11 protein-coding genes are annotated in these 17,307 nt (G+C 55.7%); 7 read left to right on the top strand and 4 right to left on the bottom strand.

The window, feature by feature from the left end; genetic code table 11:
- Positions 1 to 13: 13 nt before the first annotated feature.
- Positions 14 to 4,300 (top strand): acyl-CoA dehydratase activase-related protein, encoded by a 4,287-nt coding sequence (locus MHI42_RS17270; protein WP_342424578.1) that lies wholly within the window; start codon positions 14 to 16, stop codon positions 4,298 to 4,300.
- A 426-nt stretch (positions 4,301 to 4,726) separates the two neighbouring features.
- Here MHI42_RS17270 and MHI42_RS17265 read toward each other — a convergent pair whose 3' ends face one another.
- Complete coding sequence (locus tag MHI42_RS17265) at positions 4,727 to 5,416, bottom strand: DinB family protein (protein WP_342424577.1); 690 nt, start codon at positions 5,414 to 5,416, stop codon at positions 4,727 to 4,729.
- Positions 5,417 to 5,625: 209 nt separating this feature from the next.
- On the opposite strand from MHI42_RS17265, the gene MHI42_RS17260 reads away from it, so the two are divergent.
- Positions 5,626 to 6,078 carry a MarR family transcriptional regulator gene (locus MHI42_RS17260; protein WP_039310060.1) on the top strand — a complete coding sequence of 151 codons (453 nt, stop codon included), beginning with the start codon at positions 5,626 to 5,628 and terminating at the stop codon, positions 6,076 to 6,078.
- The gene (locus MHI42_RS17255) at positions 6,075 to 7,607 is read left to right on the top strand and encodes a DHA2 family efflux MFS transporter permease subunit (protein WP_076246289.1); all 1,533 of its coding nucleotides are present in this window, start codon (positions 6,075 to 6,077) and stop codon (positions 7,605 to 7,607) included. Before MHI42_RS17260 ends, MHI42_RS17255 begins: the two co-directional genes overlap by 4 nt.
- A 90-nt stretch (positions 7,608 to 7,697) precedes the next feature.
- On the opposite strand, the gene MHI42_RS17250 is transcribed toward MHI42_RS17255, so the two are convergent.
- Positions 7,698 to 7,994: a zinc ribbon domain-containing protein gene (locus MHI42_RS17250; RefSeq protein WP_171719931.1), complete on the bottom strand. Its 297-nt coding sequence runs from the start codon at positions 7,992 to 7,994 to the stop codon at positions 7,698 to 7,700.
- 130 nt (positions 7,995 to 8,124) lie between these two features.
- Positions 8,125 to 9,096: a WYL domain-containing protein gene (locus MHI42_RS17245; protein WP_171719930.1), complete on the bottom strand. Its 972-nt coding sequence runs from the start codon at positions 9,094 to 9,096 to the stop codon at positions 8,125 to 8,127.
- Positions 9,097 to 9,229: 133 nt separating this feature from the next.
- Here MHI42_RS17245 and MHI42_RS17240 point away from each other — a divergent pair, with 133 nt between their 5' ends.
- On the top strand, positions 9,230 to 10,507 hold the full coding sequence (locus MHI42_RS17240) for an MFS transporter (protein WP_342424576.1): 1,278 nt from the start codon (positions 9,230 to 9,232) through the stop codon (positions 10,505 to 10,507).
- Positions 10,508 to 10,520: 13 nt separating this feature from the next.
- Here the strand turns inward: MHI42_RS17240 and MHI42_RS17235 are convergent, their stop codons facing one another.
- A complete protein-coding gene (locus tag MHI42_RS17235; protein WP_340948091.1) occupies positions 10,521 to 11,207 on the bottom strand; it encodes a DedA family protein in 687 nt (228 codons plus the stop codon).
- 109 nt (positions 11,208 to 11,316) lie between these two features.
- Here MHI42_RS17235 and MHI42_RS17230 point away from each other — a divergent pair, with 109 nt between their 5' ends.
- From MHI42_RS17230 to MHI42_RS17220, 3 genes are all read left to right on the top strand, one after another.
- Positions 11,317 to 12,738 carry a polysaccharide deacetylase family protein gene (locus MHI42_RS17230; RefSeq protein WP_342424575.1) on the top strand — a complete coding sequence of 474 codons (1,422 nt, stop codon included), beginning with the start codon at positions 11,317 to 11,319 and terminating at the stop codon, positions 12,736 to 12,738.
- Positions 12,739 to 12,897: 159 nt separating this feature from the next.
- Positions 12,898 to 14,397: a DUF58 domain-containing protein gene (locus MHI42_RS17225; protein ID WP_342424574.1), complete on the top strand. Its 1,500-nt coding sequence runs from the start codon at positions 12,898 to 12,900 to the stop codon at positions 14,395 to 14,397.
- A 28-nt stretch (positions 14,398 to 14,425) separates the two neighbouring features.
- Entirely contained in the window at positions 14,426 to 16,903 is a 2,478-nt protein-coding gene (locus MHI42_RS17220) for a transglutaminase domain-containing protein (RefSeq protein ID WP_342424573.1), read from the top strand.
- Positions 16,904 to 17,307: the final 404 nt, after the last annotated feature.

The raw sequence follows: 17,307 nt of genomic DNA, 5'->3' as shown, positions 1-17,307 counted from the left end.
CATGGGGGATGGCATGAAAATACTGCGTATTGGGCTTGACGTCGGATCAACTACGGCCAAATTGGTTGTTATGCAGCGGGATACAATTATTTATCAAGATTATGTGCGTCATTTCAGCGATATAAAAAAAGCAGCGCTATCTCTCCTGTCCGATGTACAGGACCGGTTCCCGGATAGCGAAGCAGCACTCACTGTAAGCGGCTCCTCCGGTTTATCACTATCCAAACTGGGGGAGATTCCGTTTGTCCAGGAGGTCATTGCCTGCACCAAGGCGATCAGCGAACGGATTCCGCAGTGCGATACAGCGATTGAGCTTGGCGGGGAAGATGCCAAGATTATCTATCTCAGCGGCGGCATTGAGCAGCGGATGAATACCGCCTGTGCTGGCGGTACCGGAGCCTTCATCGATCAGATGGCCTCGCTGCTGCAGACCGATCCCGGCGGGCTCAATGAGCTTGCAGTGAAGCATGAGCGGATCTATCCGATCGCTTCACGCTGCGGGGTATTTGCCAAGAGTGATGTGCAGCCGCTGCTTAATGAAGGGGCACGCCGCGAGGATGTGGCGGCCTCCATCTTCCAGAGCATTGTGAACCAGACGATCAGCGGACTTGCCTGCGGACGGCCGATCCGCGGCCGTGTGGCTTTTCTGGGCGGACCGCTGACGTTCTTGTCTGCACTCCGCGACCGTTTTGCGGATACGCTGGGACTTAAGGAAGGCGACATACTGTTCCCGGAGCATTCACAATATTTTGTAGCGATCGGTTCGGCGCTTGCGCAGTCGGATCCCCTGTTCCTGCCGCTGTCTAGCTGGATCTCGCGGATTGCTTCCGTGGACTTCTCGCTGGACCGTGCGGAGGATGCCGAGCTGGCACCGCTGTTTGAGACTGCGGATGATCTGGCGCAGTTCAGACTCCGCCACGGCCAAGCGACAGCACCGCGTTCCGAGCTATCCGCCTATCGCGGACCTATTTATCTCGGCATTGATGCCGGCTCTACAACGACAAAGCTGGTGATTACCGGTTCGGCGGATGAGATTCTATACACTTCGTACGGAAGTAATAAAGGCAACCCGCTGCAGTCTGTTACGGATGCGCTGAAGGAAATCTACCGGATTCTGCCGGAGGGCTGCTACATCGCCGGAGCTTATGCTACCGGTTACGGCGAGGGGTTGGTCAAGGCCGCACTGCGGACAGACGGCGGCGAAGTGGAGACGGTAGCGCATTATAAAGCGGCCTCCAAATTCATGCCGGAAGTAGACTTTATCCTCGATATCGGCGGCCAGGATATGAAGTGCATCAAGATCCGCGGCGGCGCTATCGACAGCCTGATGCTTAATGAAGCCTGCTCGGCAGGCTGCGGCTCCTTCCTGGAGAGCTTCGCTTCCGCGCTGGAGCTTGGCATTGAGGAGTTCGCCCAATCGGCGCTCGAATCCGTCAAGCCGGTGAATCTCGGTTCCCGCTGCACTGTGTTTATGAATTCCAAGGTGAAGCAGGTACAGAAGGAAGGCGCGTCTCTGGCGGATCTCTCGGCCGGACTTGCCTATTCAGTTATCAAGAATGCCTTGCAAAAGGTAATCAAAATCCGCAATCCTGAGGATTTGGGCCGCAACATTATTGTTCAGGGCGGCACTTTCTACAATGAAGCCGTACTGCGGGCCTTCGAGCAGCTGACCGGGAGAACCGTGGTCAGACCTGATATTGCCGGCGTTATGGGCGCCTACGGCTGTGCGCTGATTGCCAAAGAACAGGCTGGCCCGGAAGGGATTAGCACTATTCTGGGACCTGAAGAGCTGGAGACATTCCAATATTCAGTCTCTCCCGGCCGCTGCAGCCGCTGTGCCAATAACTGCGCGCTGACCATCAGCCGCTTCCCGGACAAGAGCTTCCACGTGACCGGGAACCGCTGCGAGCGCGGGGCAGGCGGCAAGAAAGAGAAGAATACGCTGCCGAATCTGATGCAGTATAAATATGAACGTTTCTTCGACTATGAGGGATTGCCTGAAGAAGCGGCGGTACGGGGCACGGTCGGAATTCCGCGGACGATGAATATGTTCGAGAATTATCCGTTCTGGCATACCTTCTTCACCTCTCTGCGCTACCGGACTGTACTGTCGCCGAAGTCTACCAAGAAGCTGTATGAGAGCGGAATGGATACCATTCCGTCGGAATCCATCTGTTATCCGGCCAAAATGGCTCACGGGCATGTGCAGAGTCTGATCGGCAAAGGCGTCGATTTCATCTTCTATCCGGCGGTTGTCTTTGAGAAGAAGGAGGATGAAGCCGCCCAGAATCATTTCAATTGCCCGGTGGTTGCCTCTTATCCGGAGGTAATCCGCAACAATATGGATGGGTTGAAGGAGCAGGGGGTTCCTCTAGTCAGTCCGTTCCTGACCTTCGATGATATTCCGGCGCTGACGCGGGTGCTGGTGAAGACCTTTGCCGATGTTCCCAAGGAGGAGATCGCTGCAGCTGTACAGGTGGGACTTGCGGAAGCCGATCAGGCGAAGAATGATGTGCGTACGAAGGGTGAAGAAACGCTGGTCTTCCTTACGGAGACAGGGACGAAAGGGATTCTGCTCTGCGGACATCCGTACCACGCTGATCCGGAGATCAACCACGGTATTGCCGATATGATCACCGGCATGGGTCTTGCGGTGCTGACCGAGGATTCGGTCTGCCATCTGGACCACAGTGAAGGAGACGTAGGCGTAGTCAACCAATGGACCTACCATGCGCGGATGTACCGTGCGGCCCGGCTGGCTGCGGGAAGAAACGATCTGGAGCTTGTCCAGCTGACTTCCTTTGGCTGTGGTATTGATGCGATCACCTGCGATGCCGTTCAGGAGATTATGGAACGCCACAATAAGGTCTATACGCTGATTAAGATTGATGAGATCAGCAATCTGGGGGCCGCACGTATCCGTCTGCGTTCCCTGCTGGCAGCTATGCGTGAGCGGGAGCAGGGGGATGTGCAGCCTCAGCTGCTGTACAAGACACAGGCGAATGTGCCGTTCACGAAGGAAATGAAGGAAACCTATACCATTCTGGCTCCGCAGATGTCACCGATCCATTTCGAGCTGTTTGAACGGGTGTTCCAGGATGCAGGCTATCGTCTGAAGATCCTGGAATCAACCGGACCGCAGGAGACCGAGGAAGGTCTAAGGTACGTGAACAATGATGCCTGTTATCCGGCGATTGTAACCATCGGGCAGATGCTGTCCGCGCTGAAGAGCGGGGAATACGATCCGGACCGGACTGCCGTAATCATGTCACAGACCGGCGGCGGCTGCCGGGCGACCAATTACATCTCCCTGCTGCGTAAGGCACTGAAGGATTCGAATCTGGGGCAGATTCCGGTTATTTCACTGAATGCATCCGGCATGGAGAATCAGCCGGGCTTCCGGATCAGCCTGAAGCTGGCGAACCGCCTGATTGCTGCGGCCTGCTACGGTGATCTGATGATGCGTCTCCTGCACCGCTTCAGACCGTATGAGACCGTTCCGGGAAGCGCCGGGGCCTTATTCCGCAGCGGTATGGAGCGCTGCAAAAAAAGTCTGTCGAACTTCTCGTTCCGTGAGTACAAGCGGCTGTGCCGTGAGATCGTCGCTGAGTTCTCACGGCTTGCGGTTAACCCGGCAGTGAAGCCGAAGGTGGGCATTGTCGGTGAAATACTGATCAAATTCCATCCGGACGCCAATAACCGCATTATCGATATGATTGAGGCAGAAGGCGGAGAGGCTGTAATGCCGGATTTCCTGGACTTCATTTTCTATTGTGTCTATAATCCGATCTACAAAGCCGAGCAATTCGGCAAAAGCAAACGGCTTGGATATATTAATCCCATGCTGATCTCGTATCTGGAGATTTACCGCAAGCCGGTCAAAGTGGCGCTGGAGCAAGCCGGACTGGCCAAAGGCCGGGAGAATATTTATGGGCTGGCCGAGAAAGCAAGCCGTCTGGTCTCTGTAGGCAACCAGATGGGCGAAGGCTGGTTCCTGACAGCGGAGATGATGGATCTGCTGGATAATGGCGTGAACAATATCGCCTGTATTCAGCCATTTGCCTGCCTGCCGAATCATATTACCGGCCGGGGCATGATTAAAGGTCTGAAGGAGCTGTATCCGGGCGCGAATATCGTTGCCATCGACTATGATGCCGGGGTCAGCGTCGTGAATCAGGCTAACCGGATCAAGCTGATGATGTCAATTGCCAGCGGACTTGCGAGCGGCAAACAACCGTCAGCAGAGGAAATCGCACGGCTGCAGCCTACTTTAACTGGCACTGTGGGCTGCGGGATATAAGCTCAGTGATGCTGTAAAGTTCTTCATATGCCAAAGAGCGGACCGGATTAATCTCCGGCCCGCTCTTTTTAGATTCATCCGCTTTCTGTGGCGGAACTCCCGTAACTCTTCATAAATTCCTGCCCATAATACAACAATTCCCTCCTCCTATCGGCTCAAAACCAGAATTGTTGTATAAAAGGCAGCATTTCACCTTTTTCAAGCAGCTCAGCAGCATTATTCTTGCATTTCATACAACAATTCTCCCGATCACCCCGCAATCCATGAATCAAAGTTGCAAAACGTACAACATTTTGGTCTACAGTACTTCCTAAGGACTCTCTACTCTGCTGCTAGAATCAAGTGCAAGGCATTGACGTATTCCGCCAGTCCGCAGCGACTGACCGTAATTTGAATGGTTGTTGCCCTAAGTGCAGTTAATATAGCTCACTTCTGCAGCTTCTGCTTCACGCGCATCGCTTTGTTAAGATGGACGAAATTATGCCGTGTGGCAGGCATCAGCACCAGTCCGGCAAGGGTCTTGCCGCCCCAGTAATCGAGTAGCCACTGCTCGGTTTCCAGGACGGCTTTTTCCTCCAGCACCCTGCTGAACTGCGCCGGAGTGGCTTTGCGCCCGAATTGCCCCGGCTGCACAGCGGAAATGATGGAGCGTGTTCTGATTGCTACAGCACGCCGGTATGCCGCTAATGCCCCGATATTCACCTCTGCACTGAATGCAGCCACTTCCTGATCACTCATTCCATTACCGGAGTGGATGAAAGGGGTCTGCAGGCTCTCTGCATAGTGCTCTGAATGAAGCACCTGCGCACGGTCTGCACCAAGGATGTTCATGGTGATGTCCTCGATCCGCGCGCTGTGCCATATATGCCAGACTATAGAATTACGGCTGCCGGGCGTATGAACAGGATAGCTGCGCAAAGTAGACTCTAACAGATTGTTCCATAAGGAATCCTCGAAACTAGGCTGTTCCCCGCTGCTTATGTCTGCAGCATACAGGGCTGAATGCAGCCTCAGGAATAAAGCGGCAGCTTCAGCATGCGCTTCAGGCTTTACGATGATCCCTGACAAAAGCTTAGGGTTCCCGCTCCAGCTCTTACGTTGTTGCTCCAGACTCATTTGTTTTCCCCGCTTTCCGTGTAATTCATAATTTGGACCCGGGAAGTCCACAATAAACGCAAACTTTTGCCGGTGGCATCCCGGTAGGAGTGAAAGAATAATTACTTTTTCAGAAAATTTCTGCAAGTTATTGACGAATAAATAGGTAAATAGTAAAATAGTTCGTATGCGAAGTATTATTTTATATTGGGCGATTGGAGGGATTGAGGTTGGAGGAAAAGGAAAAGCAATTGGACGATATTCTGTCCTCTTTCCGCTGCATCAACCATAATTTCCAGCAGCTTTTGTGGAAGGACGCAGAAGAGCTGAAGATTACATCCACCCAGCTAATGGTATTGCGTAAGTTATCGGCACATCCCGATATCGGTATCACTGAGCTTGCAGACCTGCTGCATCTTGGCAACAGCGCGGCAAGCGGAGTGGTGGACCGGATGGTGAAGGCTGGACTGATTACCAGAGAACGCTCGCAGAGCGACAGACGTATATTTAAGCTGGCGATGACCGATAAGGGCAAGGAGATCCGGGAGTTAAGCAAACAGTCTCTGCGCAGGTATCTGCAGCCACTGGCTAATATACCTGCTGAGGATGCCGGAGAACTGCTGCGGTTGCATGGTGAAATCATCAAAATTCTAGAACAAGGGAGAGACAAAAAGAAGCTATGAGTACAATTACTGCAGACACTGCATCGTCTAAAGCGATCCGCAGAGGTCCGATTATCGCAGCGCTCCTGATCGGCGCCTTCGTGGCGCTGCTGAATCAGACACTGATGAATGTGGCGCTGCCCAAAATGATGGAGGACCTGAAGATCGCCGCCAATACGGCACAATGGCTGACTACAGGGTTCATGCTGGTTAATGGTGTGCTGGTGCCAATCAGTGCTTATCTGGTAGAGAAATTTACGACCCGCCAGCTCTTTACGACGGCGATGATGCTATTTTCCATAGGTACACTGGTTTGTGCAATAGGATCAGGCTTTGAAATGATTATGGTCGGCAGAGTTATCCAGGCGGTAGGTGCCGGGATTCTGATGCCGCTGATGAACATTGTGTTCCTGCGCATCTTCCCGATTGAAGAACGCGGCAAGGCCATGGGACTTATGGCGGTTGCGATGATTTTTGCTCCGGCAGTCGGACCAACCTTGTCCGGTTGGGTGGTTCAGAACTACTCCTGGCGCGTGCTGTTCTACATCGTGCTTCCGCTGGCAATCTTCTCGATGCTGCTTGGCATGAAGACGATGCAGAATGTAGGCAAACTGACTTCTCCGAAGCTGGATAAGCCGGGTGTGGTTCTTTCGACGCTGGGCTTTGGCGGCTTGCTGTATGGCTTCAGTGACGCCGGAACGGACGGCTGGGGGAGCACCACGGTTATCCTCTGTCTGATTCTGGGTATTGTCTCCCTGGGGCTGTTCGTATGGCGTGAGCTTACAGCGGATAAGCCGCTGCTTGAATTCCGCATTTTCCGCTACAACATGTATTCACTCACTACGGTAATTAACATTATTGTGACTATGGCTATGTACGCAGGTATGATCCTGCTGCCGATTTATCTGCAGACGATCCGCGGATTTACACCTATGGAATCGGGACTGATGCTGCTGCCGGGTGCGATCCTGATGGGTATTATGTCTCCGATCACCGGAATTATATTTGATAAAATCGGTGCAAGATGGCTGGCGGTTATCGGCCTTGCCATTACAGCTATTACGACCTGGGAATTCAGCCAGATCAGCGACAGCACAACCTATACACATCTGATCCTGACTTATACTGCGCGGATGTTCGGGATGTCCATGCTGATGATGCCCATTGTAACTGCCGGTCTGAATCAGCTGCCGCAGCGTTTGGCTTCGCACGGTACGGCAATGTCCAACACCCTGCGGACCGTAGGCGGTGCACTGGGTATGGCGCTGTTCGTCAGCCTGATGACCAACCGTACGAAGAGCAACATTACCGATGCACTGACAAGCGGTGCGGTATCGCAGACCGATAAGGCGGCGATGCTTAAGCTTACGCAGGAAGCAACAATTAACGGGATTACCCATGCGTTCACTGTAGCTACCTGGGTGACAGTTCTTGCCCTGGTGCTGGCGTTGTTCATCAGAAAGACTTCTCCGCAGCCGGATTTCCTGAAGACGGAAGAAGAGGATGCAGTACAGCCGCAGCCTAACAAGGTGAAATCGCAAAGAGCTTAATTTAATGAACAGGCTATTATATTAAAAAAGGGACTATCCGCAAAGCCGTAAAGGTTTTGCGGGTAGTCCTTTTGTTGTCCGTTTACAGCCTCAGCTAACCCCGGCTCCCGTGCTCCAGCGCTTAAGCTGCGGCAGGGAATACCCCAGCATCTGGCGGGCGGCAGCTTCATCCATTCCTTCCTCCACCAAGTACCCGGCACAGAGATCGGTCATCTCCTGCAGAGTGATGTCCGGCTGCTTGAATTCACCGTGCTCATAACAGTAGATACAATACTCCTCCGTTTTGTTGCCTTCCTTGTCGCTGCCCTGCAGCTCAGTTTCGTTAACCGGCATTCCGCAGCTTTGGCAGAACAAGCCCTCCGTTTGTTTCGTTGACGCCGTTTCCATAGTGCACACTCCTCAGGGTTCTGGTTCAGGCGGTGTTGCCGCCTCTTCCGGTCCAGTATAAGCCGGCAAACCTGACAGCATAGATTCAGGTTCATGTGCGGGTTATGGAAAAAAGATAGTATTCCCTTCTTTATTCAGCAGGGTGTGCCGGCTGCGGCTGCGGGAGGCTGGAGGCGTATTTGGCAGCAACGCCTCCGGCCAGCTCGCCTATTCTCCGGCGGATATGTTCCGGCTCAAGCACCTCCAGCACGGTTCCGAAGCTTAGCAGGAAGCCGTACAGCCAATCGTTCTCGGGATAACTTACGGTAAGGGTATACCCGCCGCTGCTATCCTGCTGAAGCTCCTCAGAGTCAAAATACTCTTCCGCAAGATGCCTGCCTTCCGGTGCAAAGTGCAGCCGGATCGGCTGGATATGCTGCGGTTCTTTCCAGCCGTCCGTCCAGGGCAGCTCCTTCAGCGGAAGATCCTGGCGGGTATAATGCCGCTTCTCCTTCACCAGCGCTTTCATCCGCAGCAGCTTGAAGAGCCGGAAATCCCGGCGTTCTGTGCAGAAGCCGTATAAGTACCAGCTTTGTCCTTTGAGTACAAGGGTGTAGGGTTCAACGGTACGCGTGCTTGCCCGGCCTTCGGCCGAGATATATTCGAAGGCGATGACGGTATTTTCCTCCAGCGCCTCTTTAAGAAGGCTGATCCGCTCCTCCAAAGGGCCCATCAGTCCCCAAGGGGAGAGATCAACGATCATCTGGGTGGTTTTGCTGCGGAAGGCGGCAGTCTGGGAAGGCGGGATCACACTGCTGATTTTCTCCATTAACAGTTGGTGCCCTTCACCGCCATAAGAAGAGACGCTTTGCAGTGCACCGAAGATATCGGCCAGCTCACGCTCGGACAGCACATTGCGGTCCAGCCGGTAGCCTTGCATGAGGCCGATACCGCCCCCGGCCCCCTGATATGTGACGACGGGAATACCTGCGGTATTAATGCTATCTATATCGCGGTAGATGGTGCGTACGGAGACTTCGAACATATCGGCCAGCTCCTTGGCCTGAATCAGCGGGCGGTTCAGCAGCAGAATGACAATGGAGAGGAGACGGTCTATTTTCACAGAAATGCACCTGCTTTCTTTCAGGTTAATGGTCTAAGCTTAGCAAATTGTCTGAAATAAAGCATTGCTCCAAATTGCATGTTATATTATCATCTAATTAGATATTTATATAATTTAATGAGGGGCTAATATTATGAGCACAAATGCAGGATCACTTGCGGGACGCAATAAAGGCTATCAAAGGCTGTTTGCAGCCGGGTTAATCAATGGTATCGGCGACCGTTTCAGCAGTATTGCTATGCTGGCCCTGGTTCTTCATTTGACCGGGTCGGGTATGGCCGTAGGGATATCGCTTGGCGTGCGGGTGCTGCCTTATCTGTTCATGGCACCGCTTGGAGGGTTACTGGCTGGCAGACTGCCGCGCAAAACAATCATGATGGCTGTGGATTTCCTGCGTGTCCCGGTAGCCTTGTCCTTGCTCTGGGTAGACGGGGAGCATATGCTGTGGCTGGTGTATGCCGGCAGCTTTGTGATGGCAGCGGGTGAAGCCATCTATAGTCCGGTGCGCAAATCTTCCATCCCGCTGCTGGCGGCGCCGGAGGATTTGCTGCGGATCAACGGGCTGGAACAGCTTTTGAACGGCTGCGTGCTGATTCTTGGCGCCTTTACGGGAGGGATTGTCTCGCTGTATTTCGGTCCGGACATGGCCTTTGTTATGAATGCTGTGTCGTTCCTGGCGGCCGGACTGCTGATAAGGGGGATTCATTATCCCAAGCAGGCACTTGCCGGAGACGCCGGCCGGGAGTCAACACCGCATGCTGAAGGCGGAAACCATACCATAGGCTTGTCTGTCAAAAGGACACGGCGGCGGGCGCTGCGCACAGTCCTTGGAGGCAGTCTGGCACTGCAGATTGTGCTCTGTTATGAATTGCTGGTGCCGGTGATCAATGGCTGGGATAATGTGCTGATCAGCGTATATGCTGTGCAGGTATTTCATGCGGGAGACAGCGGAGTGGGGGCGTTCTACGCAGCACTTGGCATCGGGCTCAGCCTGAGTTTCTTTGCCGGGCGTTTATTCCGCAAAAGGCTCTTAGCGGTAGCACTGGGCGGTCTGCTGCTCGAGGGCATTCTGCTCATGATGATTAGCAGCAGCGGTCATTTCGCTGCAGCATTTCTGCTGTACATTCTGTTATCGTTGGCCGGAGGGATTGGCAATGCCTGTCTGGATACGCTGGTGATGAGAGAAACGCCGCCCGCGCTGCAGCCGGCCGTATTCGGCCTGCTGGCGGCAGTAAGCGGAACCTTGCTGGGTCTGTCTATGCTAGGGGCAGGCTGGATGCTTGATGATGTGGAGCCCAGAATGCTGGGATTCGCGGGCGGGGCGGGTTTTGCTGGGATTGCGCTGCTGCTGGGAGGTTATTACCTGCTGCGCAGCAAATGGAATAAGCGGTACAGGGAGTCACGGCCTTAATGATCTGAAAGAATCAGCGGCTCTTGGAGGTTTCTTTGACCTTGACCTTGACTTTGACCTTCGTCTCCAGCGGAGCAGCGGATTTGCGCCGGGACAGCCGGAGAAGGATGGCATTCCGGTAACGGTACATCACAATCAGCGCAGCAATGGCTGCGGCGAAGAGGGCAATCCAGAGGGCGTAGGTTTCGATTAAGTGGAAAATGCCCATCCACTGCGGTCCGAAGATTTTGCCGATACCCAGGAATAACAGTACCCAGAACAAGGCGCCGCCATAGGCGTACATTGCGAATTTGCGGAAAGGCAGTGCGATAATTCCGGCGAAGTAGCCGGTGAAATGGCGGACACCCGGGACGAAGTAACCGATGGAGATCAGCACGCTGCCGTACCGCTCGAACCAGCGCTGGGTCTTTTCCAGCTTGGCCGGAGAGAACATGAACCATTTGCCGTAACGCTGGATGAAGGGCAGCCCGGCCCTAAGCCCAATGAAATAAGTAATGGTCATGCCAACTGTGGTCCCTGCAAAAGCTACGATAACCAGCGTGAAGAAATCCAGCCTCCCGGTGTAGGACAGAAACCCGGCGAAGGCCATGGTAGTCTCTCCGGGAAAAGGAAGAGCAATGAATTCCAGCAAAAGCCCAAAGAACAATACGCTATATCCATAGCTGGCGAACAATTCCTGTATCCATTTCAGCATTTCCATACATTCATCACTCTCCGAAGGCGGCGCGCCTGATTCTATTCTGAAGCTTGTCTTCATACAATCTACCAAATGGCGTCAAATCGCCAATAGAATGCTGGAGGTAGAGAAGATGAAGGAAAGCCGGGAAAATCCTATCCGCCGGGTTATGATCCGCGGGTTGCTTGTTATGGCAGTGCTTCTAAGTATGTCAGCCCTTGGGGGCAAGGGGCAATCCCCGGCTTCATGGAGGACCTTCTCCCTGCAGGCTGAAGCAGGCAGTGCAGCATCTTTACTCTCTAAGAATAATCCTCCGGAAGTCCCGGTGCAAGATTTGCCGCCGGCTGCAGTCAAGAATGCTGAAGCAGAGCCGCTGCAGCCCCACGGTTCAGGGGGTTCAGCTTATACACTTGCCACCGATCCGCAGGCTTCTACCCTACAGAAAGTATCCGCCGCTGCGGGCACATCTAATCAGGAAGCCAAGAGCAGCAAGGCAACACGGGTCGTCTACCTTACATTCGATGACGGGCCAAGTGCGGTTACTCCCCGGGTGCTCCAGATATTGCAGGAGCAGGGAGTGAAGGCTACCTTCTTCGTGCTGGGGGAGCAAGCTGCCAGCCGCCCCGAGCTGGTCAATGCCATCTGGGAGCAGGGGCATGCCATCGGCAATCATACCTATAACCATAATTATCATGATCTCTATAGCGGATTCACGGAGTTCTGGCGTCAGATCAAACAGACAGAGGAAACGGTCAGAGGCATTACAGGGGTTCGTCCGCAGCTGGTCCGTGCACCGGGAGGTACCTTTGGCCATTTTGACAATACTTATTTTTATCTGCTGAAGCAGGCGGGCTATGAGGTGATGGACTGGACTGTAGACAGCGGAGACTCCAGCCGCCGGGGAGTGCCCGCCGCAGAGATCCTGCAGCATTCGGTTGCTGATCTGGACTCCCGGAGTGTTGTCCTGCTGCTGCATGACGGGTCGGGCCATGAGCAGAGTGCCAAGGCGCTGCCCGCCATTATTGAACGCTACAAAGCCGCCGGTTATGAATTCGGCTTACTTAATGCGCAGAGTGAGCCGGTACAGTTCAGAGTGTCGGCTCAGGCAGCGGCACTGCAGCGGGTGAAGCCGTCCAAAGCCTGGATCTCGGCGAATATTGTTCCGAATGCTGAACTGTTTGCACCCGGCAAACCGCTTGCTCTGGAGGTAGGCAGGCTGGAAACCATCCTGAAGCCTGGAGAGTACAACCTTAGAAACGGGCAATATTTCGTGCCTCTCCGTACCGCCGTGGAGCGGCTGGGCGGGCAAGTCGGCTGGGATACGGCTACCCGCAGCGGACTGGTAAGCTGGAATGGGCGGAAAGTGAATGTAAATTCAAAGAAACAGCAGATGGAAGTCGTCCAGCCGGACGGTGCGGTGGAGCTCAAGACTGCAGAGATACAGCTCATTGGTTCTTCCCTATGGGTATCCCTGCGGGATTTGCTCGAAGCTACAGGACATCCGCCGCTTGCGGCCAGTGTAAATGTAGAAGAACGCAGAGTGAAGGCACTTTGAACCGATGTGTCAGCCGTTGATATAAATAGCCGGGAGAGGCGGGGCTAAAAAGAATTCGCTGAATGTCTGGGCACCCTTTTTGATGGGAAGAATAGATAGTAATAGGCTCCCCGAAGCCGAATAGCCAGTGATATTGCGGGCAGGCGGGGGAGCTAGTCTATGACCGAAAGAAGGGTGTCATCCTTGTCCTCTTCATCATTGATAGATCAGATCAAATATGAGCATGGAAAGCGGGATAGTTCCGGGAAAGCTGCGGCTGCGTTCCTGTCCCGCCGGCGTGTCCGCAGCACTGTACAGGAGTGGGCGCGGATGCTGCTTTTAACCGCAGCAGTCTTAGGGTTATATCTGTGGCGGGGCGGAGAATCACTGCTGCTGCTTCTGACGGCTGGCGTAATTGTAATGTGCGGCGGGCTGCTTATGCATCTCTGCGGTCCACGGAGGGTAGCCGTTCTCCGCACAATAACTCCCGCACGCCCGTTGGCCGGGGATACCGTTACCGTTAAGGTACAGATCAGCTTTGTCTCCAAGATCCCGCTTCCCTGGATAGTTGTTGCCGATTACTGGAGTGAAGGCAGCCATCAGGAGCTGCTGTTTCCCGGATTCCGGCGCTCCTTCACTTATTCGTATGAACTGAAGTCTGTTCCCAGAGGGGTCCACCAGCTTTACGGCTGCGGTGTCACCTGGGGGGATCTGCCTGGTTTGTTCACAGGCGGCTGTCAGCCGGGCGGCAAGGAGAGCTTCAAGGTGCTCCCGAAGGCGTTGTATCTGGCCGGCAGCTTGCCGGATAACCGTGTAATGCCGGGAGACCGGATGCTTCCCGGACGGGGGAAGCAGGGCAGTGCAGAAGCAGCGGATATCCGTGACTATGCTCCCGGTGATCCGCTCAGCCGGATTCACTGGAAGAACAGCGCACGCAAGGGAACCCTGCAGAGCAGAGTACCTGAACGGGAAGCCGGGCAAATGACCTGTATCGTGCTTGCCAACTCTCCGGAGGATTATGAGGTTCCTTACGGTGCCCTGGTACCACGCGGGCAGCGCGGAACGGTTATGCCTGCTTTTGAACGGGCGGTGTCGGCGGCAATGGGACTGCTTCTCTCTGCCGAACGTTCCAGCAGTTACCTGCAGCTCTTCAGCGGCGGCTGGCCGGAAGGGATGGCCAGACATGAAGGCCTGGGTCAAATCCCCGGCAGGGTACAAGACCTGCTGATGGAAATATCCCCATCCGGCTCACAGAGTCTCAGCCGGCTGCTGGAGGATGCTTCGCGGGGCTGGATTCCCGGCATGACGGTGTCTGTCATTACCGGCCGGCTTGAAGAAGAGTCTGCCCGGACGCTTGCCCGCTTTTTGGTCCAGGGAATTAAGGTCGAGCTGTATTATGTCTGGGATCAGCCCTCTCCGGGGGGAGGACCGGCGGAAGATCCGGTACGGAGTTCAACCGGAACCAAGGAGGCCAGGGAAGGATTCCCTGAGCCTATAGAGAGTTATCCGGCTGTTAAGTATAGCCCGGGTTCCGGCGGCAAGCAGCGTACATCGGGCACTATAGCCGGAAGTCTGATGCGGCTCGGTGCGCGGATCCATTGTCTGAACGATGTCTCTCCTGCACAAGGGTACAAGGGGGCGGAGTATTATGGATATCCGGGCCAACCGACATCCCACTAGGGTTACGCCAGCAGACTTAGGGGGCCCTATGAATTCTCCAGGGGGCAGCCGGCAGCCGGAAGCGGAAAGTACGGAGAACAGCTTCGCCGATAATAGGGAGAGCAGTCCCCTGTATTATCGCGGGCTGTTCTCTTTGGCTATTATGGGGATGTTCACCCTGTGGCTGCTGCCGCTCAAGCGGCTGGCCGCATCGGCGGATACCGCCGAGCTTCTGAAGCTCCTGATGCTCTCGGCTGCCGGACTGCTGTTATGGGGATGCATTCAGCTTCCCCGCCTTCTGCAGGCCTGCGGGCAGTTCCTCCTGATCTTCCTGACCTGGTTCTACATGTGCGCGGAACAGGAGGGGGCAGCCTGGCTGCGGCTCTATGCAGCAGATATCCGTGAGGATGCCCTCCTGCTCCTGTCAGGCCGGATTTCTGCCTTAAGTGAGAACAGCCGGCTGCTGATTCTGGTGCTTGGCTGGGGCCTGTTAGTGTCATCTGTCCAGCAGCTGGCTCTTTACAGGGGAAGTATCACCTTATTTACAGGTGTAACCCTGGTATATCTGCTGGCGCTAGATATGGTCTATGCTGTCGATACGTCCGGTGATGTACTGGTCTCAGCGGGGCTGATTCTCTGGATGCGGTCATTAAGCGGACTGCTCCGTCTGCAGGAGCGGACAGGAAGCCACGCTCTTCCTTACGCCCGCTGGGGAATATGGGCGTTCTCTACAGCGGTGGCCGTGACGGTGGCAGCCTGGATAGGCGGGCAGGGACTTGGTGCCCGGCCAGTGGTTCCCATTACACTGCAGCCGGTTCTAAACAAGCTGGAGAATTGGGCGGAAACGCAAAGGCCCGGAGAATCTGCCGGACCTCAGGCGGCCAGCACCGGTTACAGTGCGGGAGACGGGGAGCTGGGAATGCCCTTGTCGCCCAGCAGAGAGGCCGTCTTTAGCGTAACGGCTGCCCGTCCGTCCTACTGGCGGGGAGAAAGCATAGCTTATTATGACGGCCGCCGCTGGATCAGAAGCGGGGTGTCCTATGAACCGCTTAATTTAACGAGCCTCCCGGTTGCGGAGCCGGAAGCGGCCGGGCCAGCGCCGCTCATTCAGCGGATTCAGTTCGCCAAGCCTTCATCCGGCGGGCTTCCTCTCTTCAGCGCAGGCACGGCAGTCGATGTACAGAATATCCGGCTGGCTGATGGGAGCCAGCTTGGTTATGTCCTTGCGAACGGCGAGAAGAGCAGCTTCCGGCTGCCGGAGGTCTCCGGGTCCGCCAAGTTAACGGAATATACGGTGAAGTCCGTGCTTCCGGAAAGTGATCCGGTTGTGCTGCGCAAGCTGCAGGGGATTGATCCTGAGCGGGTGAGCAATCTGTATTTGCAGCTCCCCGCAGCCGTGCCGGAGCGGTTGAAGCTTCTGGCAGAGCAGCTTACCGCTGCTGCGGCTAACCGTTATGACGCCGCTGCTGCGGTTGCAGATTATTTGCAAACCGGCTACACCTACACCCTGCAAACCCGAGTGCCGCCGCCCGGTGCGGACTTCGCCGACGATTTCCTTTTCGGGACCCGGCAGGGATACTGCGTGCATTTCGCCACGGCGATGACGGTCCTGCTGCGCAGCAGCGGCATTCCGGCCCGTTACGTCCAGGGCTACGGCCCGGGGACGCTTGTGGCCGGCTCCATGCCGCAGCGCTACAATGTGACCGGCGGCGATGCCCACGCCTGGGTCGAGGTCTATTTCCCCGGCGCCGGCTGGGTCCCCTTCGACCCCACGCCTGCTGCCTCCGCCGCTGCCGCAGGCGCGGCGGAGACGAACCCGGCGGCTGCATCCGCGCCGCCGGGAGCCCGCATGTCCGCTGCGCAGCTCGCGGACGCTCTGTCCGCCGCCCTGCCTCAGGCGGGCGGCACGGCTCCGGCGCCGCTTGCCGCTGCGGCGCTGGGGCTGGCCGCCGCCATCCGCTGGCGGCGTTGCCTGGCCCTGCTGCCGGCGGTGCGCCGCGCCGGCAGATTAAGCCGTGAGCGGCAGCTTCGCGCCGCCGCTCTGGCCTGGCACGGGCTGGCGGCGCGGTATGGGCCGCCGCTGCCCGGGGTTACCGCCAGGGAGTACGCAGACTCCCTGGCCATTGAGGACGGGCGGCTGCGCGCCGCCGTCCGGGACTTCGTACGCCAGTGGGAAACCCTGGCGTACAGCGGATGCGCGGGCGGGCTTGCCGCCCGAGCGCAGCCCCCGCGCCGGGGCGCATCCGGCGCGGACCCGCAATCGCCGCGCCCCGGCGCATCCGGCGCGGACCCGCATCCCCCGCGCCCCGGCGCGGACCCGCATCCCCCGCGTCCCGGCGCATCCGGCGCGGACCCGCATCCCCCGCGTCCCGGCACCTCCGGCGCGGACCCGCATTCCCCGCGCCCCGGCGCAGCCGTACCGGTCCCGCCCTTGCGCTCCGACGCTTCTGCCAAGGATGCGGAAGCCAATGACGCTGCCGCGTTCATTGCCAGATGTTTGACGATTACATTCCGTCTGACCCGATAAGATAAAAGGCGTTCACTGCTAATGCAGCGAGCGCCTTTTCATTTACATCAATATTTAAGCTGAACTTGGATGCCAACTGAAATCCTGCACCAAATACAACAATCTCCTCATAATAACGAGCCTAATCAGAAATTGTTGTATAAAAAGCAGCATTTCCCCGTAATCAGGCGGTTAAGCGCATCAATTCCTGCATTTCATACAACAATTGTTACAAATCCCTCAGTATTCATGAATCCATGTTGTAATACTTACAACATTTAGCCCTTTCTTTACAGGGGAACTTAAGTGAGCTCACTTTGCTGCTGTGCGGCGCCCCGGAGAGTACAGCGTGACCCTGGAGGGCTGCAAAAGTATAGCTCCGGCGTATTAGTTGGTTTTCCGGTGTATTAGTGAGTTCGGCGTAT

The organism is Paenibacillus sp. FSL E2-0178 (assembly GCF_038593005.1).
Lineage (GTDB): Bacteria > Bacillota > Bacilli > Paenibacillales > Paenibacillaceae > Paenibacillus_AQ > Paenibacillus_AQ phytohabitans.
The sequence above is the reverse complement of the archived record's forward strand: the minus strand, read 5'-3'. Positions and strand labels throughout refer to the sequence as shown.